Raw genomic sequence first — 23,281 nt, forward strand, 5'->3', positions numbered from 1 at the left:
CAGATCCTCGACCAGCTTCACTACCCCCTAAGAGAGCCATTGAAGCCAGAACGCCGGGGCTGGTATTTCAGCGCCCCAACACTCAATCACAGCAATTACCCGATCTTGAAGGGAACGCTGCCACGTGTGCTGTGGTCAATCGTGATTTCTTTTCCGATTGGCGGCACGGACCTGTGAAAGCAATTCGTGCGCTCGCAAATCCGGCAGCTTGCACCGATGGGATCGAAGTTCTTCTCGTTTTCGATGTCCAGATCATCCGCGTAGACGACGTGCCCCGCATGTTTGATCTCACAGCCCAGCCCGATCACGTATTTGCGCACGGGAGATTTGAAGCCGGCGACACGTTTGGTTTGATCAAATGCAAGGGACAGGTATTTCACCCCGTCCGGCGTTATGGCGAGTTGGCGCAATATCTCACCGGGAGACTGGAAGGCGTGGTGGACGTTCCACAGCGGACAGCTTCCGCCGAAACGCGTGAACTGGAGTGATGTGGCGCTATGGCGCTTTGTGATGTTGCCCGCCTGATCTATCCGAAGGAAGTAGAACGGTATGCCCCTGTTTCCGCCCCGTTGCAGGGTGCTCAGTCTGTGGCAGACCTGCTCGGTGCTGGCATCAAACTGGAATGCAAGCTTTTCGAGGTCATGACGGTGTTCTTTCGCGGCGCTGGCGAACTCCGCATAGGGGAGAACCACTGCACCTGCGAAGTAATTGGCGAAGGTCATGCGGCAGACTTCGCGAGCGGCTTCTGTATGGAATTCCGCGCCGTCTAGCAGGGTCTCGACAAGTTTTCCCTGCTCCAAAAGGCCCACTTGATACGCGAGCTGAAACAGATTGGTGGCCTTCGAGGATGCCGCATTAAGAAAGAGCGTTTTGGTTGCGGTTTCAAAGGATCGGATGGTGCCCGAACTTGGCTTGTCTTTTCGCAGGACCACATGCACGCCATGCGTCTGGCTAAGGTAGTCGACCAGGTCAGCCTGCCGGTCCGCTCCGCTGCGGTCAACCGACAGTGAAAACGCTTCAGCGGCGCGGTCCAGCTGGTCGATATAGTTGTCGTTGTAGTGAAAATGGTCGCGCACTTCTTCGAAGGGCAGGGGTGTCAGGGACGCTTCGCTTTCCTTGAGCGCGCTGTCGACTTTGCCCAGTTGTTCCCGCGATTTTTGGAACATCCCATAGAGATCCAAGAATGCTTTTGTCACGTTAGGGGCGTTTGTTGCGGCGACTTTAATTTCCTGCGTCAGCACTTCGTTGTCGGCAAAAATCGGGTCCGTCAAAATTTCTTGCAGGTCCACAGACACCTTGCCCGCCCCGTCAAGGGCAAGTTCTGTGAGGTCAAAATCGAAAGCGTCAACCAATGACAGAATGACAGACCCAGACAGAGCGCGTTGGTTGTTTTCTATTTGATTTAAGTAGCTTGTGGATATTGCAATCTGCTGCGCGAATACGGCCTGCGTCAGGTTTAGGCTCTGCCTCAGGAGGCGGATGCGTGCTCCGGCAAAGATCTTTCGTGAGCTATTGGTCATTTTTACTTTTTCGCACTTTGCATTTACATCTGTGTAATTATTTGCATGTTAACACGTTCAGCCCTTTGGGAAACAGCTATTTGCAGTAGTTGCCTTACCTAACGGAACGACGATTCTAAAAAGCGTGCGGACCGGGAGGGGGACAACGTTATTTTTTGTTTTGTGCTTTCTCGGACTGCGACAGACCCGCGACTGGAGATCGCTCAGGTTTGTTGTTTTGCAACGCTTCGGATGTTTTGTCGTTCTCAATCTGGGAGCGCGAACTAATGGCTGGATACACAGACGTATATGCGAACTGGCAGGCTGACCCGTCAGGTTTCTGGGCGGACGCCGCCACGGGAATCGACTGGATCAAATCACCCGAGATCGTGCTGGACGAGGCCAATCCTCCCCTGACGACCTGGTTTCCTGATGCCCTTTGCAACACCTGCTACAATGCTGTGGACAGGCATGTTGAGGCGGGGCGCGGTGCGCAAGCGGCGATCATCCATGACAGCCCCGTCACGAACAGCACGACCACGATCACCTATGACACGTTACTGGACAGGGTCTCGCGGGTTGCCGGTGTTCTTGCCTCTCATGGTGTTACTAAGGGGGATCGCGTTGTCATCTACATGCCTATGATCCCCGAAGCGTTAATTGCGATGCTCGCATGTGCACGGATTGGTGCGGTCCATTCCGTTGTCTTTGGCGGTTTCGCGGCTCATGAGCTCGCTGTTCGGATTGATGACGCAAAGCCAAAGGCGATTTTGGCCGCGTCCTGTGGGATCGAAGGGCATCGGGTCGTCGCATATAAACCTCTTCTCGATAGCGCGATTGCTCGGGCCACACACAAACCAGATTTTACCATGGTGATGCAGCGGCCGCAGGCCGAGGCGGACATGACTGATGGCTATGACTTTGACTGGGCACACGAAGAAGCGCAGGCGGATCCTGTTGGTTGCACCCCCGTTGGTGGCGCTGATCCGCTATATATTCTTTACACGTCTGGAACGACGGGCCAGCCCAAAGGCGTTGTCCGTCACAACGGCGGCCATATGGTTGCGCTGAACTGGACGATGAAAAACATCTACAACGTTGCGGCAGGCGATGTGTTTTGGGCGGCGTCTGATGTCGGTTGGGTCGTGGGCCACAGCTATATCTGTTACGGCCCGCTGTTGGCAGGATGCACAACAGTTGTTTTCGAAGGTAAGCCGATCGGCAACCCCGATGCGGGCACGTTCTGGCGGGTGATCCAAGATCATAACGTCAAAGTTCTGTTCACCGCGCCGACTGCGCTGCGGGCCATCAAACGCGAAGACCCTGACGCACAACACGTCCCCAAACATGATCTGTGTGGTTTGCAATCCCTGTTCCTTGCGGGTGAACGGGCGGACCCTGACACGATCAAATGGGCGCAAAAGCATCTGCAGATACCAGTGATCGACCACTGGTGGCAGACGGAAACTGGCTGGGCTATTGCGGCCAACCCCCTTGGGATCGAAGAACTTCCCGTCAAACTCGGCTCACCTGCGCTTCCGATGCCCGGTTACGAAATCGACATCCTCGACGAAGGTGGCAATCCAGTTGCCGCTGGCGAGTTGGGGGCAATCGCTATCAAACTGCCCCTGCCACCCGGAGCATTGCCGACCCTGTGGAATGCCGAGGAACGCTTTAAGTCTGCGTATCTCCAGACGTTCCCTGGCTACTACGAGACCGGTGACGCGGGCATCAAGGACGAGGACGGGTATCTTTATATCATGGCGCGCACCGATGACGTGATCAACGTCGCTGGCCATCGCTTGTCCACTGGAGCCATGGAAGAAGTCTTGTCCAACCACCCCGACGTCGCCGAATGTGCAGTCATCGGGATCGGTGATGCGTTGAAAGGTCAGCAGCCCCTTGGGCTTGTGTGTCTCAACAATGGAATTGACCGCTCCGAAGAAGAAATCGCCAAGGAATGTGTCGGTCTTATTCGCAGCGAGATTGGCCCCGTTGCGGCGTTTAAGCGCTGCATCGTGATTGATGCATTGCCAAAAACACGATCAGGTAAAGTCCTGCGCGGCACTATGGTTGCCATCGCGGACAGCAAGCCTTGGAACCTTCCTGCAACAATTGATGACCCCGCTACGCTGGACGCCATTGCCGCACGAATTGCGGGCATCGGCGAAACCTTGTCCGAAAACCCTGACCTTCAAATGGAAGCATAACATGGTAAATGACGTCGTAATTCTTGATGGTGTTCGCACCGCAATTGGCACATTTGGCGGGTCTCTCGCTGGAACTGCGCCATCCGCCCTTGCCACTGCTGTCGCCAAAGAGGCGATTTCACGCAGCGAAGTTGACCCCGCCCAAATCCAGCACTCCGTCTTCGGGCATGTGATCAACACGGAACCTCGCGATATGTATATCGGCCGCGCCGCGGCTGTTGATGCGGGCGTATCAGAAGATGCACCCGGTTTGACCGTTAACCGGCTGTGTGGGTCCGGCGCACAGGCGATTATTTCCGCCGCGCAGCACATCATGCTGGGTGACGTGGATTATGCTTTGGCCGGTGGCGCCGAAAGCATGTCGCGTTCACCACATTCGTCACAAAGCATTCGCTGGGGTCAAAAGATGGGCGACATGTCCATGACCGACATGATGATCGGCGCGCTTAGTGATCCATTCGGTGTCGGCCATATGGGTGTCACAGCGGAAAACGTCGCTGATGAGCACGGCATCACACGCGCCGATCAAGACGGGTTCGCAGTTGAAAGCCAACGCCGCGCACTGGCCGCGATTGAGGCTGGGCATTTCAAAAGTCAGATCCTGCCGATTGACGTAAAAGTGCGCCGTGACATGGTCGCGTTCGACACAGATGAACACCCCAAGGCAGGCACGACGCTGGAATCTCTTGGTAAGCTGCGCCCAGCATTTCGCAAAGACGGGTCCGTCACTGCGGGCAATGCATCCGGTCTGAACGATGGCGCCGCGGCGATGGTGCTGGCTTCGGCCGAGGCTGCTGAAAAGGCCGGGCTGAAGCCACGTGCGCGCATTCTCGGATATGGCCACGCCGGCGTTCGCCACGAAGTCATGGGCATCGGCCCTGTGCCAGCGGTCACGCAGTTGTTGACCAAAATCGGCATGACGGCTGATCAGTTCGATGTGATCGAGAGCAACGAAGCCTTTGCTGCGCAAGCCTGCGCTGTGAATGCCGGACTTGGGTTTGACGTTGCGAAAGTGAACCCAAATGGCGGCGCGATTGCACTCGGTCACCCGATTGGTGCGACCGGCGCGATTATTACAATCAAGGCCTTGCACGAGTTGGAGCGGATTGGTGGGCGCTACGGCTTGATCACCATGTGTATCGGTGGCGGGCAGGGGATCGCCTTGGCCATCGAAAACTTGAGATGAGTTTCCTGACCTGGCCTCCCTTTTCCCTGAGGGGGTGTCAGGACCTTATCGCCGTCTGGTGCCCCATGGATCGGACGTAACAGACGGCGGTTTTTTTATTTTGGGCCGATTGATCGGTCTTACAGTGGGCGGCCCTGAACCAGTTGCCCGGAACACGACACTAAATTTGGAGAGACCTATGACACGAACAGCACTCGTAACAGGCGGATCACGCGGCATTGGCGCTGCTATCTCAAAGAAGCTTCAGGACGACGGTTTCAAGGTCGCTGTGACCTACGCGGGCAACGATGAAGCTGCCGCCGCATTTAGTCGCGAAACTGGCATCGAAGCCTACAAATGGAATGTCGCGGACTACGACGAAAGCGCGGCAGGCATTGCTCAGGTCGAAGCGGACATCGGCCCTATTGATGTTGTTGTTGCAAATGCAGGCATCACGCGGGATGCACCGTTCCACAAAATGACACCCGAACAGTGGCACCAAGTCATCGACACAAACCTCACGGGTGTTTTCAACACCGTGCATCCGGTTTGGCCCGGTATGCGGGAGCGCAAGTTCGGCCGCGTCATCGTCATCAGCTCTGTGAATGGTCAAAAAGGCCAGTTCGCGCAGGTCAACTATGCAGCCACGAAGGCTGGCGATCTAGGGATCGTTAAATCATTGGCGCAAGAAGGCGCGCGGGCAGGGATCACGACGAACGCGGTCTGCCCCGGTTATATCGCGACGGAAATGGTCATGGCTGTGCCTGAAAAAGTACGCGAGTCCATTATTTCACAAATCCCTGCAGGCCGTCTGGGTGAACCAGAAGAGATTGCACGTTGCGTGGCGTTTCTGGCCTCCGACGATGCGCAGTTCATCAATGGCTCAACCATTTCCGCCAATGGCGCGCAATTCTTTGCATAGGACTGCGCGACCAGCTGTCTAAGTGGGCACCAAACGCAAAACGCGGGTGCCTCAAACCTAAAAAATGAATGAATAGAATATCAGGAGATCGACCATGGCTAAGAAAGAAACAACAAACCCGTTTCAGGATTTCATGCAGATGTTTGACCCCGCGAATATGGGTAAGGCCTTTGATCCCGCAGATTTCATGAAGAAAATCAGCACGAGCCCCACGAGTTTGGACCCGCAGGACATTATCGAAAAATCCAAAGCCCAATTCGATGCAATGGCGAAGGCAAACGAAGCAGCGGCCCAGTCTTATCGCGATCTGATGGCGAAGCAGATGAAGGTCTTTCAAGACCTGACGTCTGAAGCCGCAGAGCAGGCAAAAGGTGGCCCCCCTCAGGATGTATCGGCGGCCTATCAACAGGCGGTGAACCGTGCTCTTGAAATTATGACAGAGCTGTCTGACAGCGCGAGAGAAGCCAATAAGCAAGCCTACGATGCCATCAAGGGCCATGTCGACGAGGCTATGAAAGACCTTAAGTCGTAACGTCTCGGCGCGTGACCGCATTGGCCAATATTGGTCGGAAAGCCTGTAGGAAATCGAGACATGAATGACGAGATGAACTCTGCCCAGACGACGGACATTGCCGAACAGACCGAGCGTCTAGCACGGCTGACCAATCGCGCCATGTTGGCGACCGCCCAAATGCAAGGCCATGTCGCGAAGCAAGCGTCGGGGGCCGAGTATTCATTGATGGATTCAGAGACCCTCGCCAAGGCGTATGGCTCTTTCTGGACCGACATAATGACGGACCCTGCCAAGCTAATGGATATCCAACAAACCGTCGGCACGGAAATGATGGCGGCGTGGCAGTCGATGTTTGGTCAAACGTCGGATGCACGGGTAAAGGACAAACGGTTCAAAGACCAAAGCTGGTCGGATGATCCTATCGCGCGCAGTTATCGCGATGTCTTTTTGGCGTTTGATCGCGCCACCAACTCGTTACTGGATCGTTTGCCGGATGGATCCAAGGCCCATATGCGCGTCAGCTTTTACACGCGCCAGATGGTCAGTGCCTTGTCGCCCAGCAATTTTCTGATGACGAACCCCGCCGCGCGCAAAGAGCTCATGGACACTCAGGGCGAAAGCCTGCTTGCGGGTCTTGAAAACCTGCTGACCGATCTTGAACGCGGTGATGGGCGCCTCGACATTGCCACCAATGACGACACTGCATTTGAGGTCGGCGTGGACTTGGCGACCACCAAGGGTGAGGTCATTTTTCAGAACGATCTGATGCAACTGATCCAGTACTACCCGACCACAAAGCAGCAGCACGCGACGCCGATCCTGTTCGTGCCATCTTGGATCAACAAGTTCTACATCCTTGATATGAAACCGGAAAACAGCTTGATCCGGTTCGCGCTTGATCAAGGTCATTCGGTCTTCGTGATTTCATGGGTCAACCCGACCCGTGATCACGCAGAAAAGGACTTCGCAGATTACATGACGGAGGGTCCGCTGGCCGCGCTTGATGTTATCCGTGACGTAACAGGTGAAGAAAAGGCCAACATTCTCGGGTTTTGTATCGGTGGTATCTTGGTGACGGCGATGCTCGGTTATCTTCAGGGCATTGGCGATGATCGGATTGCGTCTGCCACCACATTGGCCACCATGGTTGATTTTGAAAACGTCGGTGAAATCGGCGTGTTCGTTGACAACGACCGATTGGACAGCATGCGCCATCACACAGCCGAAAAGGGCTATCTCGACGCGCATCACCTACAAGATATGTTTTCGATGTTGCGCGAAAAGGATCTGATCTGGTCGTTCGTGGAGGCGAATTACCTGCGTGGGCAAAAACCGCGCGCATTTGATCTGTTGTCGTGGAATTCTGATTCCACGCGTTTACCCGCAGCGATGCTGCTTTGGTATCTTGAGAAGGTCTATCTTGAGAACGGGTTGCGCAAACCCAATGCGCTTGAGCTGAAGGGTGTCAAAATTGACATCACCAAGATCAAGACGCCCTGTTTTGTTCTGGCGACGCAGCTTGATCACATAGCGCCATGGCAGTCGGTATACCCAGCAACAGATTTTCTGGGCGGGGAAGTCGAGTTTGTCCTAGGCGGGTCCGGCCACATTGCCGGTGTGATCAACCCGCCTGCCGAGCGCGCAAAATATGGCTACCTCACGAGCGCCAGCTATCCCGCATCCCCCGATGATTTCGAAGCCCAAGCCGAGAAGCATGAGGGCTCTTGGTGGCCCCATTGGGCTGCATGGCTGGATGCCCGTGATAGCAAAATGGTTCCAGCCCGAACGCCCGCAAAAAAGGGGAAGAACAAGGCCATCGAGGCCGCCCCCGGTTCCTACGTCAAAGCCGATTAAACTATCTCTTGGAGGAGAAAACCGATGACAGAAGATGTGAAATCAAAGACATATGCGCCCAGCGCCGACATGGTCGCAAACGCCCACATCAATGAGGCGAAATACGACGAGATGTATGCTGCGTCTATCGCGGACCCAGACGCGTTCTGGGGTGAGCACGGCAAGCGGATCGACTGGATCAAGCCCTACACAAACGTCAAAAACGTCGACTTCACCTTGGGCAACGTCAACATCAATTGGTACGCTGATGCGACGCTGAACGTCTCTGCCAACTGTATCGACCGTCACCTTGCCAAACGCGGGGATCAAACGGCGATCATTTTTGAACCCGACGATCCCGAAGAGGACGCCCAGCACATCACCTATACTGCCCTGCACGACGCAGTTAGCCGGATGGCGAATGTGCTTAAGGATCAGGGCGTCACCAAGGGTGACCGCGTTGTGATCTACCTGCCAATGATCCCTGAGGCCGCCTATGCGATGTTGGCCTGTGCGCGGATCGGCGCGATCCACTCCATCGTTTTCGCAGGCTTCTCGCCAGACGCATTGGCCGCGCGGGTTAATGGGTCAGACGCCAAGGTCATCATCACAGCCGACTACGCCCCACGCGGCGGGCGTAAAACACCTCTGAAATCCAACGCCGACGAGGCGCTGTTGCACTGCAAAGACACGGTCAAATGTCTGGTTGTGAAACGCACAGGTGGCCAGACCACTTGGGTTGACGGGCGCGATCTGGACTACAATGCCTTGTCGGCTGCTGCTTCTTCCGATTGCCCCCCAGTTGAGGTCAACGCAGAAGACCCGCTGTTCATTCTCTATACGTCAGGGTCAACCGGTCAGCCTAAAGGCGTCGTTCACTCTTCGGGTGGTTATCTGGTTTATGCCGCGATGACGCAGGAGCTCGTGTTCGATTACCATGAAGGTGACGTTTACTGGTGTACGGCGGATGTCGGCTGGGTCACTGGCCACAGCTATATCGTCTATGGTCCTCTGGCCAATGGCGCGACGACACTGATGTTTGAAGGCGTGCCAACGTACCCTGATGCCAGCCGTTTCTGGCAGGTCTGCGAAAAGCACAAGGTCGCGCAATTCTACACCGCACCGACTGCCATTCGTGCGTTGATGGCCAAAGGGCCGGAATTCGTCGAAGGCTGTGACCTCAGCAGCCTTAAGGTGCTAGGCACGGTGGGCGAGCCAATCAATCCAGAAGCATGGAACTGGTACAACGATGTCGTTGGCAAAGGGAAACTGCCCATCGTCGACACATGGTGGCAGACCGAAACAGGCGGCCACCTGCTGACACCTCTGCCTGGTGCCCATGCGCTGAAACCTGGTTCTGCGATGAAGCCGTTCTTTGGTGTCGAGCCGGTGGTGCTAGAACCAACATCTGGCGAAGAAATCCACGACACGGCCTGCGAAGGAGTGTTGTGTCTCAAGGGCAGCTGGCCCGGTCAGATGCGCACCGTTTGGGGTGATCATGATCGGTTCGAAAAGACCTATTTCTCGGACTACAAGGGTTACTACTTCACCGGAGACGGCTGTCGCCGTGATGAAGATGGCGATTATTGGATCACGGGGCGCGTCGATGACGTGATCAACGTGTCCGGTCACCGGATGGGCACCGCCGAAGTCGAAAGCGCACTGGTTGCACACCGCAAAGTCGCCGAAGCTGCCGTCGTTGGCTACCCACACAACATCAAGGGCCAAGGCATCTATTGCTACGTCACGTTGATGAACGACGAAGAACCCAGTGAAGAGTTGCGCAAAGAGTTGCGCACATGGGTACGGACCGAAATCGGCCCCATCGCGGCACCGGACTTGATCCAGTGGGCACCGGGCCTTCCAAAAACACGGTCTGGTAAAATTATGCGCCGCATCTTGCGTAAGATTGCAGAGAACGACTTTGGCGCGCTGGGCGATACGTCAACACTCGCCGATCCATCCGTGGTCGACGACCTCATCGAAAACAGAATGAACAAGGAGTAAGGCATGCGTGATTACAGTAACGTACCCGTCTTTATTTTGCTTGGTCCCCCAGGGGCGGGCAAAGGGACACAAGCAAAGGTTCTTGAAGACCAGTTCGGTCTGATCCAGCTGTCCACAGGGGATTTGTTGCGCCAAGCCGTTGCGGCGGGCACCCCTGCAGGCAATGCAGCGAAATCCGTTATGGAAGCTGGCGGTTTGGTAAGTGACGAGATCGTCATCAACATCCTGCGTGACCGTCTTGCCGATCCTGATTGTGCGGCGGGCGTGATCCTTGACGGGTTCCCGCGTACGATTCCGCAGGCCGAAGCCCTGTCAGACCTTTTGACGTCCTATGGCACGCAAGTGCACGCCGCGATCAGTCTTGAGGTCGAGGACGATGCAATGGTTGAACGGATTTCCGGCCGTCATACCTGCGACGGTTGTGGCGAAGGCTACCACGAGACGTTCAAGCGTCCGGCTGTAGAAGGCATTTGCGATAAGTGTGGCAGCACGAAATTCCGCCGTCGCGCAGATGATAATGCGGACACAGTGCGCCGACGTCTTGTCGCCTATCACGACGAAACCGCACCGCTGATCTCATTTTATAAGAAGACGGGTGCGTTGCAGGCATTGGATGCAATGGGCGACATCGGTTCTATTACAAATGAATTGCGGCAAATCGTACGCCCCATCACGATTAATGTGCGCGGCGTCCAAGTCTCGGATAAGATAACAAAGACTACTCAAATGGAGGAAACACAATGAGTGAACAACCGGACCCAAAGGCATATTGGGCAGCCAATATGCGTGTCATTAAGATAAGCTTAGTCATTTGGGCTATCGTCCCATTCGGCTTCGGAATTCTGCTTCGACCAATGCTTTCCGGCATTCAGATCGGCGGAACGGACCTTGGTTTCTGGGTGGCCCAGCAGGGCTCCATCCTCGTATTTCTCGCGATCATCTTTTTCTACGCATGGCGTATGAACAAGCTGGACCGTGAACACGGCGTAGAGGAATAATCAGCATGGAACAGTTTACCATTAACCTGCTGTTTGTTGGCGCATCTTTCGCGCTCTACATCGGCATCGCGATCTGGGCCCGTGCGGGTTCCACATCTGAGTTTTACGCCGCGGGTCGCGGTGTTCACCCTGTAACCAACGGTATGGCGACGGCTGCTGACTGGATGTCTGCTGCGTCGTTTATCTCGATGGCGGGTCTGATTGCCTTCACCGGATACGACAACTCGTCCTTCCTGATGGGCTGGACTGGCGGCTATGTTCTGCTGGCTCTGCTTTTGGCACCGTATTTGCGCAAGTTCGGTAAATACACTGTGTCCGAGTTCATCGGTGACCGTTTCTATTCACCAACGGCGCGTCTGGTTGCTGTGATCTGTCTGATCATTGCGTCTACAACATACGTGATCGGTCAGATGACAGGTGTTGGCGTTGCGTTCGGGCGCTTCCTTGAGATTTCCAACACGGCTGGTCTTTTGATCGGTGCATGTGTGGTTTTCGCATACGCGGTTTTCGGTGGCATGAAAGGTGTGACGTACACGCAGGTTGCGCAATACGTTGTTCTGATCCTCGCCTACACGATCCCTGCTGTGTTCATCTCTTTGCAGCTGACAGGTAACCCAATTCCGGGTCTTGGTCTGTTTAGTGAAACAGCCAACGCGGGCGGCGAAGGCAGCGTTTACTTGCTGCAAAAGCTTGACCAAGTCGTGACCGATTTGGGCTTTGCCAGCTACACAGAAGCTCACAAAGACAACCTGAACATGGTTTTGTTCACGCTGTCCTTGATGATTGGTACAGCTGGTCTGCCTCACGTCATCATGCGCTTCTTCACGGTTCCAAAAGTGTCTGACGCTCGTTGGTCCGCTGGTTGGGCGCTTGTCTTTATCGCTCTGCTTTACCTCACAGCTCCGGCTGTTGGTGCGATGGCGCGTTTGAACATCACCAACCTGATGTGGCCTGATGGCACAAATGGCGAAGCGGTATCTGTTCAGATGATCGAAGAAGATGCGGCCTATGACTGGATGGAAACATGGCAGAAAACCGGTCTTCTCGATTGGGAAGACAAGAACGGTGACGGTCGCATTCAGTACTACAACGATCAGTCTGATGCGATGGCAGAGCGTGCCGCGGCAAACGGTTGGGAAGGCAATGAGCTGACCAACTTCAACCGTGACATCCTCGTGCTTGCTAACCCTGAAATCGCAAGCTTGCCAAGCTGGGTCATCGGCCTTGTTGCGGCAGGTGGTCTTGCGGCTGCGTTGTCCACTGCGGCTGGTTTGTTGTTGGCGATCTCAAGTGCGGTGTCCCACGACTTGCTGAAGGGTCAACTGACTCCGAACATGTCAGAGAAGAACGAGCTGTTGTCGGCACGTATCGCAATGGCGATTGCCATTGTGGTTGCGACGATCCTTGGTTTGAACCCTCCGGGCTTTGCGGCGCAAACTGTGGCCTTGGCCTTTGGTCTTGCTGCGGCGTCTATCTTCCCGGCATTGATGATGGGTATCTTCTCCAAGCGGGTTAACAACGTTGGCGCAGTTGCGGGCATGTTGTCCGGTCTGACGTTCACGCTGGTTTACATCTTCCTGCACAAGGGTTGGTTGTTCATTGCTGGAACAAACTCGTTCCCTGATACGGTTGACGGATCCCTCTTTGGTATCCAGTCCACTGCGATCGGTGCGGTTGGTGCTGCGATCAACTTTGCGGTTGCTTACGCTGTGTCCATGTCCACCAAAGACACACCGCAAGAGATCAAAGACTTGGTCGAAAGCGTGCGTGTACCTGCTGGTGCCGGCGAAGCCGTAGACCACTAAAACGAACGGTTCTGGCGCAGTCCTTGCGCCAGAACCACCTCTTACCGAAGGGCCGCCATTGTGACGATTGATCAACCATCCATCTTGTCCCATCTGCATCCCTATGACGTGCTGTCAGACGACACGCGCACCGAAATTCTAGAGCAAAGCGAATGGATTGACGTTGGCAAAGGCCAACAGGTCTACAGCTACGGCGACCGCCTTAAAGGTCTCTTTGTCATCGAGAGCGGACAGATCTCTGTCACCGATGAAAACGGCGTTGCTTTGTCTTTGCTCACCCGCGAAAACTCCTTTGGCGAACGCGGCTTGCTACGCGACGGATTGGCCGTCACGACAGCCACCGCCCAAGAAGACTGCCGCCTGCTTCGTATTCCCGCCACGATGTTTCATGATCTCTTGTCGAAACACGAGGCCTTTCAGCGGTTCTTTGACCGCCGCCGCCCGACCACTGCAGCGCGCTCCAGCGATCTGACAAGCGTGCGCGTTGAGGCCCTGATGGCTTCCGCACCGGCAGCCTGCGCGCCTGATACGACCCTTAAGGCGGCAGGGCGTATTATGCGCGACAAACATATTTCTTGCCTGTGCGTTGTGGCCGAAGACCGTCTTGTCGGCATCATAACCCTGCGCGATATCGTCAACAAAGCTGTTGCCGAGGACCTGCCCAAAGACGCCCCCGTCAGCACCATCATGACCGAAAACCCGCGCGTTCTTTCGCCTGATGCCATCGGATCGGACGTGCTGCACATGATGATGGAATACCGGTTGGGTCATCTCCCTGTCGTCGCTGCGGGTCGCCTTGTTGGTATCGTGACGCAGACTGATCTGACACGCTTTCAGGCCTCCCATGCCGCCAGTTTTGTGGCCCAAGCCGCGCAAGCTGTGTCTCAGAAGGATTTGGCCCAAATCACCGCCGGCATTCCTGATCTTCTTGTCCAACTTGTTGCTGCTGGAAACCGGCACGATACGGTCACGCGAATGATCACGGATATTGCCGACGTGGTCACCCGCCGCCTGTTGCGCATGGCCGAGGAAAAGTTCGGTCCGGCCCCCGCGCGCTACCTTTGGTTGGCCTGCGGATCACAAGGCCGACAAGAACAAACCGGCGTGTCCGATCAGGATAATTGCTTGATCATCGAGGACGGGGTCAGCGAAACAGACATTCAATATTTCCAGAAGTTCGCGCAGTTCGTCAGCGACGGCTTGGACGCCTGTGGCTACATATATTGCCCTGGCGACATGATGGCGACGAACCCGCGCTGGCTGCAACCTTTGGCCGTCTGGAAAGAGTATTTTACAAGCTGGATCGCAACGCCCGACAAAGAGGCCCAGCTTCTGGCGTCGGTGATGTTTGATCTGCGCCCCATTGGCGGGGACGAAACTTTGTTTGAGGATCTGCACCGCCAAACGCTGGAAATGGCGGCGGCCAATTCGATCTTCACGGCGCATATGGCCACGAACGCCTTGACCCAAGCCACGCCACTTGGCCTGTTGCGCGGCATTACAACGATCCGCGCAGGCGAGCACCGCAATACGATCGATACCAAGTTGAACGGCGTGGTCCCGGTGGTCGATCTGGGTCGGATGTATGCGCTTCAGGGGCAGTTATCGGCGTTGAATACCCGCGCCCGCCTAGAGGCTGCCTTGGCTGCTGGCATGATCAGCAAAAGCGGCGGCAGCGATCTTCTTGATGCCTATGATTTTGTCGCGCAAACACGGCTGGAACATCAGGCCAAGCTGATCAAGCAAGGCAAAGCGCCGGACAACTTCCTGGCCCCCGCGACCCTTTCAGGATTTGAAAGGAGCCACCTGCGCGACGCCTTTGTCGTAATCAAAACAATGCAGTCCGCCCTGATGCAGGGGCGCGGCAACCTCGCCTAGACGAAGAAGGAACGATCCATGTTTTTCGAACTCATTGGGACCATCGTGGCAGGTGTCGCCGCCGCGCTTTTGGTCTGGGCTATAAACCGCTCTCTCAAAGGGCGGTTGCCGTCTTGGTTGGTTCCTGTGGCTGCGGGCGCGGCGATGTTGACCGCAACAATCTCAAGTGAATACAGCTGGTTTTCCCGCGCACAGTCGCACATGCCAGAGGGGTTCGTTGTGGCCGAAACCGTGGAAGAAACTCAGTTTTACCGCCCGTGGACATACGCCAAACCTTTTGTAAGCCGCTTTATTGCAGTCGATCAGGCCACAGCGCGCACCAACCCGTCTTATCCGGATCAAAGGATCGTTGATCTGGTGATCTATGGCCGCTGGGCACGTACGGCGAAAATTCCGGCCTTGTTTGATTGCGCCGAAAATGCCCGTGCCGATTTGGTAGATGGCGTCGAATTCGGAACCGACGGTGAGGTAATGAACGCCGAATGGCACACTATGGATGCAGATGCGCCGCTGCTGCGGGCAGCCTGCACGGATATCTGATATGAAACATCTGAGCCTACGCACCCGAATTTTGTTGTTCTTCTGCCTGCTGGCGATTGGCGGCGTGGCTATAATCCTGTCCGCTTTGTGGATCGGGTATCGACAGCTTGCCAACCCCGAAGCCATGTCCGCATTCATCACAGCCGGCTTGATATCCGGTTTCGGGATAACAGGGCTCGTGGCGCTGATTTGGTTGTTGTTTGACGACAACGTCAGCAAACCGATTGAGGCCATCGCCGCCAGCTTGCGGGTCCGTGCCCACGTTGATGTCAACACGCCGCTAGACGTGACGACGGCCAAGTATCTCGGGGATCTGGCACCCGCCGCATCGGCCATGGGCTCGGTCCTTGAAAACATAAAGCGCTCGCAAGCGGAAATGGCGGAGAAAGAGCTCGCGGAGGTGAGGGCACAGCGTGACCGGCTGGTGGAAATCTTGTCCGACGTTCCCATCGCTACATTCCTGGCGACGGGCAATCATCAGATTATCCTTTATGATGGGCAGGCCGCGTCTGTGATGGAACAGGTTGGCGCCGCGCGTTTGAAGACATCGTTGTTCGACTATTTTGAGGAGGCCGAGATTCTCACCGCCTTGTCTCAATTGCACGACACAGGCATTGATCGCATGCAAATCACCACAGTGTCGCGAAACGATACTGTCTATTCCGGTCACATCAGAACCTTTGGGCCCAAAGCGGGCTATACCTTGATGCTTGAACCGCTAGAGCCAACGGCGGCGCGCCCGTTGACGTATGATTTCGATCTGCTGAACGCGGCGCCGTCTGATAGCCTCTCTAACACTCAGCTCCGTGACTTGGTCTATGTCGTGTTCGATAGCGAAACTACGGGGCTGGATCCCGTGACGGATGAAGTTGTCCAATTGGGTGCGGTTCGGGTCGTGAACGGAAAAGTCGTTGCGGGCGAGGCCTTTGAAACTTTGGTCAATCCGGGAATACCGATCCCGAAACGATCTACGGACGTGCATGGCGTTAGCAACGCAATGATTGCTGATGCCCCCCCGTTTGATGAGGTCTGCGTCAAGTTTCACGGGTTTGCCACTGGGGCGGTTTTTGTCGCGCACAACGCTGCATTTGATATGGCGTTTTTGCACAAGCAATCGCCGAAGATAGATCGCGTTTTTGACCAACCTGTCCTCGACACGGTCCTTATGTCAGCAGCGGTATTTGGTGGTTCTGCTGTTCATACACTAGATGCACTGTGCGACCGGCTCGGGATCGTCATTCCTCAAGAGCTTCGCCACACAGCCATGGGAGACGCCGTCGCAACGGCGGATGCTCTTGTGGCCATGATCGTGATCCTAGAAGCGCGCGGCATTCAAACTTTTGGCGCGCTCGAAAAAGAGATGATCAAGCATCGTAGAATTCTCAAAACCTGAACGGGCATAGTGTCATCCATCGACCTGTCCCTGTTCTTTGCGACACGAACTGCTTGCCGGCACTCTGGTTGATGTCGATAATGGCCGGGTTTCGGAGGTCATTCTATCAACGCCCTGATAGCGGGCATGCGTTATGATGCCAAAAATAGAAAATCGACGCTCGGTCCTGCCAGTTTCAACGCCTCGGACCAAAGCAGCAACGCTTCGGCTTTCGAGTCGAAGGCCGATCATCGGAACAACCAGAGACCAGCTCTCCAGGCAAGTCGGACGGTTAGCACGATGCCGGTCTTTCGCTTTCTGGATTAAGCCATAAGCGAGGACGGATATTACGAACATGAGAAAACTGCTTTCTCATTCTCATGTTAGATAGGTGGATCACTGCAGTATTTTACGGGGGTTGCGCATTGCATGAACGTCAGCTTTGCGGAGCAACCCGCTGTTTCTCGAGCAAGTATGCATGCTATAGCTTGCCGACGAACAACAAATCTCAATTGTTGTAGAAAGGCGCATTTTGACCAAGTATCCGTTTGATCTTGAGGCGCTGTCAGATGCCGCTCAAGCCCTACTGGCGGCGAATTGCTTCAAACATAGTTATGAGTTAGCCAATCAGCTACGCGATGACGTGAAGGCTGGGCCGAACCCGAATAGCCTCACTGCGCTGGCTTGGGTGCTCACCGAAATCGTAGAGAGTGGTGTGTATGTGGATGACCTTTGGAACGATATCCAAGAAGCTCGTGACGCACTCGCCGCCGCCTTAGGCCTTGACCCAGAACTGATGCGGTATGACCCTTTTGTTGAGCAACAAGAGCGGACAGGCATTGTTTGTGATCGCGTCTTAAAATTCGAACAAGTGGAGCAGGCAAGGCTATCAAAGGCCAAAGACAAGAACGGCAGCGGCCTCACGGCACAACAGGCGGCAGACATTGCCTATGAATCGAAAGATCCCGAGGAAATAGCTCACTATTTTTTGCTTGCAGCAGAAATGATTGAAGCAACGGACCCCGGCAAAGCCACCTGGTATCTGAACAGCAGGACCAGCGCGCTCTTGGACTTATGTAGATGGGATGAAGCCGAGCCGCAGCTTCGTCGAATGACACAAGGCAATGCATCTGTCGATTTTTGGGTCGAACAGGGTTTCGTCGGACTACTTAGAATTGCGGCTGCCAAATCGGATGCTGGTGACTTTAAGAAAATCTGGAGCCAAGCTCGCTCTGCCAGTTCAGCCATTCCGGGAACAACTCCTTATTACTACAAAGTTCTTGGCTTCGGTGTTGAGCAGGATTTCTTTGATTTCGTTGGTCTGGCATTCAAAAAGCTCACCGAGAACAAAGCATACAAGAAGTCGAATGAAGATCAGGCACTTCTTGAGCTTGCGTCCGATTACATTGGGCAAAAGTCGCTTCAAACGCCCTGGGGTAAACTCCGTTCGCTATTTCGATTTGATGTTTAAGTCGATGCCCTTTGCATCGGCAAGACACCGGTAGCGTTTGGAGATAGCATGCGTAATTGGGCTGACACAGCACTTTGGCTTGCAATCAAAAGGCTTTGACGTCGTTTGTATTCAAGCACGACAGGTTAGCGCCGCGTTGAGCCATCTTGTTACTCTGCTGCGGCGGCTTTCGTAATTCCCGCACGCAGGATCGAAACCATGTCATCGATTTGAGGTTTCGTTATCGTGAGCGGCGGTGACATGACGCAGGAATTGTAGATTGGGCGCACGAGCAATCCAAGCTCTTGACATGCTTCGTCCACCTTCGTCGCAAAGGCGCAGTCGCGGTCTTCATCGGGGTTATCCGCGTCAAGCTCGCACTCGACACCCGCCATAAGACCAATCACACGCACGTCGGTTACAACGTGTAGATCGCTTAGGGAGTTCATGGCCTTGGCGAAATACGGCGCAATGTCGCGTACATGTTCGAGTAATTTGTCGTTCTCAAAGATGTCGAGGTTGGCCATCGCGCAGGCAGCCGACGCGGGGTGGCCGGAATAGGTGAAGCCGGACGTGAACGCGCGATATTCATTGGTGGATGCATTGATCTCGTTCATCAACCGGTCTGAAATAAGCAGCGCACCCATCGGCAAGTATCCCGATGTCAGGCCCTTGGCCGTCGTGATCATGTCGGGCTCGACATCAAACACGTCCTTGGATGCAAAGTGGTACCCCAACCGCCCGAAGGATGTGACAACCTCATCCGCGATGAACAGAATGTCGTACTTCTTACAGATCTCGTGGCAGCGCTTGAAATACCCCTCTGGCGGAACAATCACACCACCCGAACCCATGACCGGTTCTGCAATAAAGGCACCGATCTTGTCCGCGCCGACCTCAAGAATTTTGGCTTCCAGTTCTGCGATCAACATATCGCCGAAGTCTTCAACGGACATTCCCTTTGGGCGGTCCTTGGGTTTGGGGCTGGAGATGAAGTTGGCTAGACCCTGCGCCATATCCATATGGGCTTTTTCGCTTTTCTTGCCCGATACACTGCTGCTTAGGTAAGTGCTGCCATGATAGCCATTCACACGCGAAATGATCTGCTTCTTCTCGGGGCGACCGAGGCAGTTGTTGTAGAAAAAGACAAAGCGCAGCGCTGAATCAACAGCCGTAGACCCGCCCGTAGTAAAGAAGACATTGTTCAAATCACCGGGCGCAATGCTGGCCAAACGTTCGGCCAGTTTCGTTGTGATGGGCGCGGACATCGTCCAAGGCGAAAAGTAGGACAGCTCTTCCATCTGTTTCACAACAGCGTCGATGATTTCGTGGCGACCGTGGCCGACGTTGACGCACCACATACCACCTGGGCCATCGATCAGGTCATTGCCTTCGGTGTCCTTGACATAAATTCCTGAGCTATCCTCAAGAACGGTCGCTTCATCCTGTCCAAGTACGGTGACATCCTGCCAAGGACGCACGATATGGCTGTCTTCGCGGCGGACGTCGGTTTGGCGGTTTGATGTATCTGTCATGCTGTGTCCTTTGGAGAAGTGCCCGCTGTCGCGACGCATTGTTGCACCCGTTTTATGCAGTGTTGCTATTTTTGTAGTCAGTTATAATTTTATATTCAACTACAATATTTGTTGATTTCTGCCGAGAACCGCGCTTACATGATGGCCATGGGGTTACGTGAACAACAGAAACTTGAACGAGAGCAGCACATCCTTGACGCTGCAGCCGAGCTATTCGGGCGTGACGGGTTTGACGCTGTGAAGGCTGAACATATCGCGGAACTGGCAAAGGTCTCGGTCGGCACGCTCTATAACTACTTTCCGGGAAAGAACGAGATATTGATGACCCTGATCGCTATAGAAAATGAGCGACTTGAGGATATGGGGCAGGCATTCGTGCCGGACTTTGATGCCCCTGCGGCGGACATCTTTAGCGCCTTCCTGCTTCAATACTTCGCAGTGGAAACGATGCTTCTGAACAAGGAACTTTGGCGTAAAGGATTTGCGATCTCATTTGCGGACGTAACATCAAAGGAAGCACGTCGCCTGCGTCGATCTGACCGTGTGCTGAGTGATCATGTCGTTGCCTTGGCTGAGGACCTGCAATCACGCGGCCTGTTGCGCGGCGATCTTGATAGCACAGTTTTTGGCAGCACCCTTTTTAACAACGCGAACATGATGTTTTTCGATTTCACTCGTTCGGAAAACCGAACCTATCAGGATGTAACGGAAGGAATTGAAGCGATGACGCGTGCCCTTGTTACAATTGCATTGCCTACAGAGCAGGCGATCAAATGATGAAACGCTTGCAGCTGGATTCCGATGCGCGGCGCGGGTTGTCGCAGATTAGCCTCCCGTTTGCGTTCTCGGTCCTGTTGTTGGCCGCACCACTGACCATATTACTCGCGATGAGCTTCTGGACGCAGGACTTCCTGACGCTGGATCGCACGTTCACGCTCGCCAATTTTAAGGAAGCGTGGACCAGCCCAGTCTATCGGACTTTGATGCTGCGTTCGCTTAAGATCTCGATCATCGTCACTGTGCTAACAGTCGGGCTTGCGTATCCGGCGGCCTATTACATGTCGTTTGTGGCCCCCAACAATCGCAAGGCGCTGCTGGTGTTTTTGATCACCATTCCGTTTTGGACGTCCTACTTGATGCGGATTTTTCTGTGGAAGGTGATCCTTGGATTCAACGGGGTGGTCAATGGATCGCTCATGGGGTTGGGGATCATTGACGCGCCACTAGATTGGATCAGTTACAATCAGTTTGCCGTTGTTCTTACGCTTAGCCACGCATGGCTGCCGTTTGCGGTATTGCCGATCTTTGTGGTGATGGAAAAGGTGAACCGGTCCTATCTCGAGGCCGCTCAAGATCTTGGTGACACACCGTTTCAGCGGTTTTTGCGGATCACGCTTCCGTTGTCCATGCCAGGCGTTGTGGCGGCCACGCTCATTGTTTTCATCCCGACGATTGGTGATTACGTGACGCCCAGACTGGTCGGTGGACCAGACGGGTTGATGATCGCTAACATGATCGAAATTCAGTTTAAGAATGCCAATAATGCCCCATTGGGCGCAGCACTTGCGTTATCGGCGCTGGTCTTGGTGAGCAGCGTTGCCGGTATTTTTGTTTGGCTCAATCGTCGCTATCTGAAAGCGGAGGGCGCAGCATGAGCAAGCGCATTCTCACAATGTTCATGATCATCTTTGTGATCTTTCTGTATGCCCCGACTCTCCTTTTGCCGATCTTTGCGTTCAATGACAGCAGCATCATCGCGTTCCCGTTGTCTGGGTTTACGTTTGACTGGTTCAAATCGTTGGGCGCTGCGGATGAATTGCGCAAAGCTGCCGGAACCAGCCTGATCATCGCGACGTCCAGTTCCATCATCGCTACGATGCTCGCCTTGTTGGCGACATCTGCGACGGTTAGATACAAGTTCCCCGGCAAAGGGGCGATGATAGGCACGATCATGCTGCCAATGTTCTTGCCCGAAATCATCATCGGGGTGTCCCTTTTGACGGTCGTTCTTTTGGCGGGGCTTAAACTGTCGATTTACACAATCATCATGGGGCACGTCCTGATCTGCACGCCATTTTGCATCGCCATATTGCGCTCGTCGTTCCAACAGCTTGATCCCAGTTTGGAAGAAGCTTCGCTTGATCTTGGTGAATCCCGCGCGACGACGTTTCGCAGGGTGACGTTACCGTTGATCATGCCCAGCGTGATCTCCAGCCTTCTCATTGGTTTCACCATTTCGCTGGATGAATTTGTTATCGCCTTTTTCCTCTCGGGAACCGAACCCACGCTGCCCGTCTACATATGGTCGCAGCTTCGTTTCCCACAGCGAATCCCAAGTGTCATGGCCCTCGGCACACTGCTGCTGATCCTGTCGGTCGTCCTTCTGACACTTTCCGAACTCCTAAGACGGCGCAGTGCGCGTCGGCTTGGCCAAACATCGACAAGCGGGGCTCTGTAGGGCGATGATCAAACTTTCCAAAATTGAAAAATACTACGGCACGTACCACGCGTTGCGTGACGTGAATTGCCACATCAAAGAAGGTGAGTTCTTTTCGCTTCTGGGGCCATCAGGCAGCGGTAAGACGACGCTGTTGCGCACCATTGCGGGGTTTGAGGGTATCGATTCCGGCACAGTCATGATTGGCGGACAGTCAATGGACGGGGTGCCACCCAACATGCGGCCCACGAACATGGTGTTTCAAAGCTACGCAATTTTTCCGCATATGAGTGTCGCGCAAAACGTGGCTTACGGACTTCGCTCCCAGCGTTTGGACAACGCCAAAACGGCGGAGATGGTTGCGGAGTCGTTGGCGAAGGTGGGCCTGGCGGGCTACGGAGACCGCGCCGCCCATGCGCTGTCGGGCGGACAACGTCAGCGGGTTGCTTTGGCGCGCGCGTTGATCCTCAAGCCGAAGGTCTTGCTGTTGGACGAACCGCTTTCCGCGCTCGACCGTCAACTCCGCGAAGAAATGCAATCCGAGCTTCGCCGTTTGCAACGCAGCCTTGGGATCACCTTCGTTTTGGTGACCCACGACCAAGAAGAAGCGTTGACGATGTCGGATCGCGTCGCCGTTATGTTCGAGGGCCAGATCGCACAACTGGACACGCCGCAAGCGCTTTACAAACATCCCGCATCCAAACGAGTGGCCGAATTTTTCGGGGCGATGAACGTTCTCAAGGCTGAAATCATCGAGGTGGACGGTGACACCGCGACGACGCGGATTGAAGGGCTGGGCGTCGCTGAGCTGGCAATTCCAACTGGCGCTAGCGCCGAGAGCTCCTTTTGCGCCGGCGTGCGCCCTGAATCGATGACGATATTGGACGACGGTGAACAGGCTTACGCCAAAGAGACGTCAGCCACCGTCGCCGAAGTCGAGTACCGTGGCGAGATGACCTATTACGACGTTAAATTTGAAGGCTCTGACACACCGGTCGTCGTGTCCATGCGAAACACCAGCAACCGCGAACTGAGAAAAGTCGGGCAACAAGTCCGCATCGGCTGGGAGAGCGCTTCGGCGGTTCTCCTGCTGGATCAAAACTAAACCAACACTGG

Annotated in this window: 19 protein-coding genes; 17 read left to right on the forward strand and 2 right to left on the reverse strand. The window is 54.8% G+C overall.

Going from position 1 to position 23,281, the window contains the following annotated elements; genetic code table 11:
* Positions 1–95: 95 nt before the first annotated feature.
* Positions 96–1,520 (reverse strand): XRE family transcriptional regulator, encoded by a 1,425-nt coding sequence (locus KO486_RS14395; RefSeq protein ID WP_216037973.1) that lies wholly within the window; start codon positions 1,518–1,520, stop codon positions 96–98.
* Positions 1,521–1,786: 266 nt separating this feature from the next.
* Between KO486_RS14395 and KO486_RS14400 the strand changes: the two genes are divergently transcribed.
* The 13 genes from KO486_RS14400 to KO486_RS14460 all read left to right on the forward strand — a co-directional run bounded on the left by KO486_RS14400 (position 1,787) and on the right by KO486_RS14460 (position 18,214).
* The gene (locus KO486_RS14400; RefSeq protein ID WP_216037974.1) at positions 1,787–3,709 is read left to right on the forward strand and encodes a propionyl-CoA synthetase; all 1,923 of its coding nucleotides are present in this window, start codon (positions 1,787–1,789) and stop codon (positions 3,707–3,709) included.
* Position 3,710: 1 nt separating this feature from the next.
* On the forward strand, positions 3,711–4,895 hold the full coding sequence (locus tag KO486_RS14405) for an acetyl-CoA C-acyltransferase family protein (protein ID WP_216037975.1): 1,185 nt from the start codon (positions 3,711–3,713) through the stop codon (positions 4,893–4,895).
* Between the two features lie 178 nt (positions 4,896–5,073).
* A complete protein-coding gene (gene phbB, locus KO486_RS14410) occupies positions 5,074–5,796 on the forward strand; it encodes an acetoacetyl-CoA reductase (RefSeq protein ID WP_216037976.1) in 723 nt (240 codons plus the stop codon).
* A 94-nt stretch (positions 5,797–5,890) separates the two neighbouring features.
* Positions 5,891–6,328 carry a hypothetical protein gene (locus tag KO486_RS14415; protein ID WP_216037977.1) on the forward strand — a complete coding sequence of 146 codons (438 nt, stop codon included), beginning with the start codon at positions 5,891–5,893 and terminating at the stop codon, positions 6,326–6,328.
* Positions 6,329–6,388: 60 nt separating this feature from the next.
* Positions 6,389–8,164 (forward strand): class I poly(R)-hydroxyalkanoic acid synthase, encoded by a 1,776-nt coding sequence (gene phaC, locus KO486_RS14420; protein ID WP_216037978.1) that lies wholly within the window; start codon positions 6,389–6,391, stop codon positions 8,162–8,164.
* Positions 8,165–8,188: 24 nt separating this feature from the next.
* Complete coding sequence (acs, locus tag KO486_RS14425) at positions 8,189–10,150, forward strand: acetate--CoA ligase (protein WP_216037979.1); 1,962 nt, start codon at positions 8,189–8,191, stop codon at positions 10,148–10,150.
* Between the two features lie 3 nt (positions 10,151–10,153).
* Positions 10,154–10,894: an adenylate kinase gene (locus KO486_RS14430; protein ID WP_216037980.1), complete on the forward strand. Its 741-nt coding sequence runs from the start codon at positions 10,154–10,156 to the stop codon at positions 10,892–10,894.
* The gene (locus KO486_RS14435; protein ID WP_216037981.1) at positions 10,891–11,148 is read left to right on the forward strand and encodes a DUF4212 domain-containing protein; all 258 of its coding nucleotides are present in this window, start codon (positions 10,891–10,893) and stop codon (positions 11,146–11,148) included. The genes KO486_RS14430 and KO486_RS14435 overlap by 4 nt, the downstream gene beginning before the upstream one ends.
* Positions 11,149–11,153: 5 nt before the next feature.
* A complete protein-coding gene (locus KO486_RS14440; protein WP_216037982.1) occupies positions 11,154–12,953 on the forward strand; it encodes a sodium:solute symporter family protein in 1,800 nt (599 codons plus the stop codon).
* A 111-nt stretch (positions 12,954–13,064) separates the two neighbouring features.
* Positions 13,065–14,831, forward strand: coding sequence for a DUF294 nucleotidyltransferase-like domain-containing protein (locus KO486_RS14445; protein WP_252734875.1), 1,767 nt, complete (start codon positions 13,065–13,067; stop codon positions 14,829–14,831).
* Positions 14,832–14,849: 18 nt separating this feature from the next.
* Positions 14,850–15,371 carry a hypothetical protein gene (locus KO486_RS14450; RefSeq protein ID WP_216037984.1) on the forward strand — a complete coding sequence of 174 codons (522 nt, stop codon included), beginning with the start codon at positions 14,850–14,852 and terminating at the stop codon, positions 15,369–15,371.
* 1 nt (position 15,372) lies between these two features.
* Positions 15,373–16,764, forward strand: a complete 1,392-nt coding sequence (locus KO486_RS14455) for a 3'-5' exonuclease (protein WP_216037985.1) — start codon at positions 15,373–15,375, stop codon at positions 16,762–16,764.
* Between the two features lie 511 nt (positions 16,765–17,275).
* The gene (locus KO486_RS14460; RefSeq protein WP_216037986.1) at positions 17,276–18,214 is read left to right on the forward strand and encodes a hypothetical protein; all 939 of its coding nucleotides are present in this window, start codon (positions 17,276–17,278) and stop codon (positions 18,212–18,214) included.
* Positions 18,215–18,363: 149 nt separating this feature from the next.
* Here KO486_RS14460 and KO486_RS14465 read toward each other — a convergent pair whose 3' ends face one another.
* Positions 18,364–19,728: an aminotransferase gene (locus KO486_RS14465; RefSeq protein ID WP_216037987.1), complete on the reverse strand. Its 1,365-nt coding sequence runs from the start codon at positions 19,726–19,728 to the stop codon at positions 18,364–18,366.
* Positions 19,729–19,836: 108 nt separating this feature from the next.
* Between KO486_RS14465 and KO486_RS14470 the strand changes: the two genes are divergently transcribed.
* The 4 genes from KO486_RS14470 to KO486_RS14485 are packed head-to-tail and all read left to right on the forward strand — an operon-like array spanning position 19,837 to position 23,270.
* Positions 19,837–20,505: a TetR/AcrR family transcriptional regulator gene (locus KO486_RS14470; protein WP_216037988.1), complete on the forward strand. Its 669-nt coding sequence runs from the start codon at positions 19,837–19,839 to the stop codon at positions 20,503–20,505.
* Positions 20,502–21,383 carry an ABC transporter permease gene (locus tag KO486_RS14475; RefSeq protein ID WP_216037989.1) on the forward strand — a complete coding sequence of 294 codons (882 nt, stop codon included), beginning with the start codon at positions 20,502–20,504 and terminating at the stop codon, positions 21,381–21,383. Before KO486_RS14470 ends, KO486_RS14475 begins: the two co-directional genes overlap by 4 nt.
* Positions 21,380–22,186: an ABC transporter permease gene (locus tag KO486_RS14480; protein ID WP_216037990.1), complete on the forward strand. Its 807-nt coding sequence runs from the start codon at positions 21,380–21,382 to the stop codon at positions 22,184–22,186. Before KO486_RS14475 ends, KO486_RS14480 begins: the two co-directional genes overlap by 4 nt.
* A 4-nt stretch (positions 22,187–22,190) precedes the next feature.
* Positions 22,191–23,270 (forward strand): ABC transporter ATP-binding protein, encoded by a 1,080-nt coding sequence (locus tag KO486_RS14485; protein WP_216037991.1) that lies wholly within the window; start codon positions 22,191–22,193, stop codon positions 23,268–23,270.
* Positions 23,271–23,281 lie beyond the last annotated feature (11 nt).

The organism is Octadecabacter sp. B2R22, assembly GCF_018861045.1.
In the GTDB taxonomy this organism is placed as follows: Bacteria; Pseudomonadota; Alphaproteobacteria; order Rhodobacterales; family Rhodobacteraceae; genus Octadecabacter.

Excerpts from the sequence above, each read along its gene's own strand:
- KO486_RS14395 (WP_216037973.1), bottom strand. The coding sequence starts at position 1,520 with ATGACCAATAGCTCACGAAAGATCTTTGCCGGAGCACGCATCCGCCTC.
- KO486_RS14400 (WP_216037974.1), top strand. The coding sequence starts at position 1,787 with ATGGCTGGATACACAGACGTATATGCGAACTGGCAGGCTGACCCGTCA.
- KO486_RS14405 (WP_216037975.1), top strand. The coding sequence starts at position 3,711 with ATGGTAAATGACGTCGTAATTCTTGATGGTGTTCGCACCGCAATTGGC.
- phbB (WP_216037976.1), top strand. The coding sequence starts at position 5,074 with ATGACACGAACAGCACTCGTAACAGGCGGATCACGCGGCATTGGCGCT.
- KO486_RS14415 (WP_216037977.1), top strand. The coding sequence starts at position 5,891 with ATGGCTAAGAAAGAAACAACAAACCCGTTTCAGGATTTCATGCAGATG.
- phaC (WP_216037978.1), top strand. The coding sequence starts at position 6,389 with ATGAATGACGAGATGAACTCTGCCCAGACGACGGACATTGCCGAACAG.
- acs (WP_216037979.1), top strand. The coding sequence starts at position 8,189 with ATGACAGAAGATGTGAAATCAAAGACATATGCGCCCAGCGCCGACATG.
- KO486_RS14430 (WP_216037980.1), top strand. The coding sequence starts at position 10,154 with ATGCGTGATTACAGTAACGTACCCGTCTTTATTTTGCTTGGTCCCCCA.
- KO486_RS14435 (WP_216037981.1), top strand. The coding sequence starts at position 10,891 with ATGAGTGAACAACCGGACCCAAAGGCATATTGGGCAGCCAATATGCGT.
- KO486_RS14440 (WP_216037982.1), top strand. The coding sequence starts at position 11,154 with ATGGAACAGTTTACCATTAACCTGCTGTTTGTTGGCGCATCTTTCGCG.
- KO486_RS14450 (WP_216037984.1), top strand. The coding sequence starts at position 14,850 with ATGTTTTTCGAACTCATTGGGACCATCGTGGCAGGTGTCGCCGCCGCG.
- KO486_RS14455 (WP_216037985.1), top strand. The coding sequence starts at position 15,373 with ATGAAACATCTGAGCCTACGCACCCGAATTTTGTTGTTCTTCTGCCTG.
- KO486_RS14465 (WP_216037987.1), bottom strand. The coding sequence starts at position 19,728 with ATGACAGATACATCAAACCGCCAAACCGACGTCCGCCGCGAAGACAGC.
- KO486_RS14475 (WP_216037989.1), top strand. The coding sequence starts at position 20,502 with ATGATGAAACGCTTGCAGCTGGATTCCGATGCGCGGCGCGGGTTGTCG.
- KO486_RS14480 (WP_216037990.1), top strand. The coding sequence starts at position 21,380 with ATGAGCAAGCGCATTCTCACAATGTTCATGATCATCTTTGTGATCTTT.
- KO486_RS14485 (WP_216037991.1), top strand. The coding sequence starts at position 22,191 with ATGATCAAACTTTCCAAAATTGAAAAATACTACGGCACGTACCACGCG.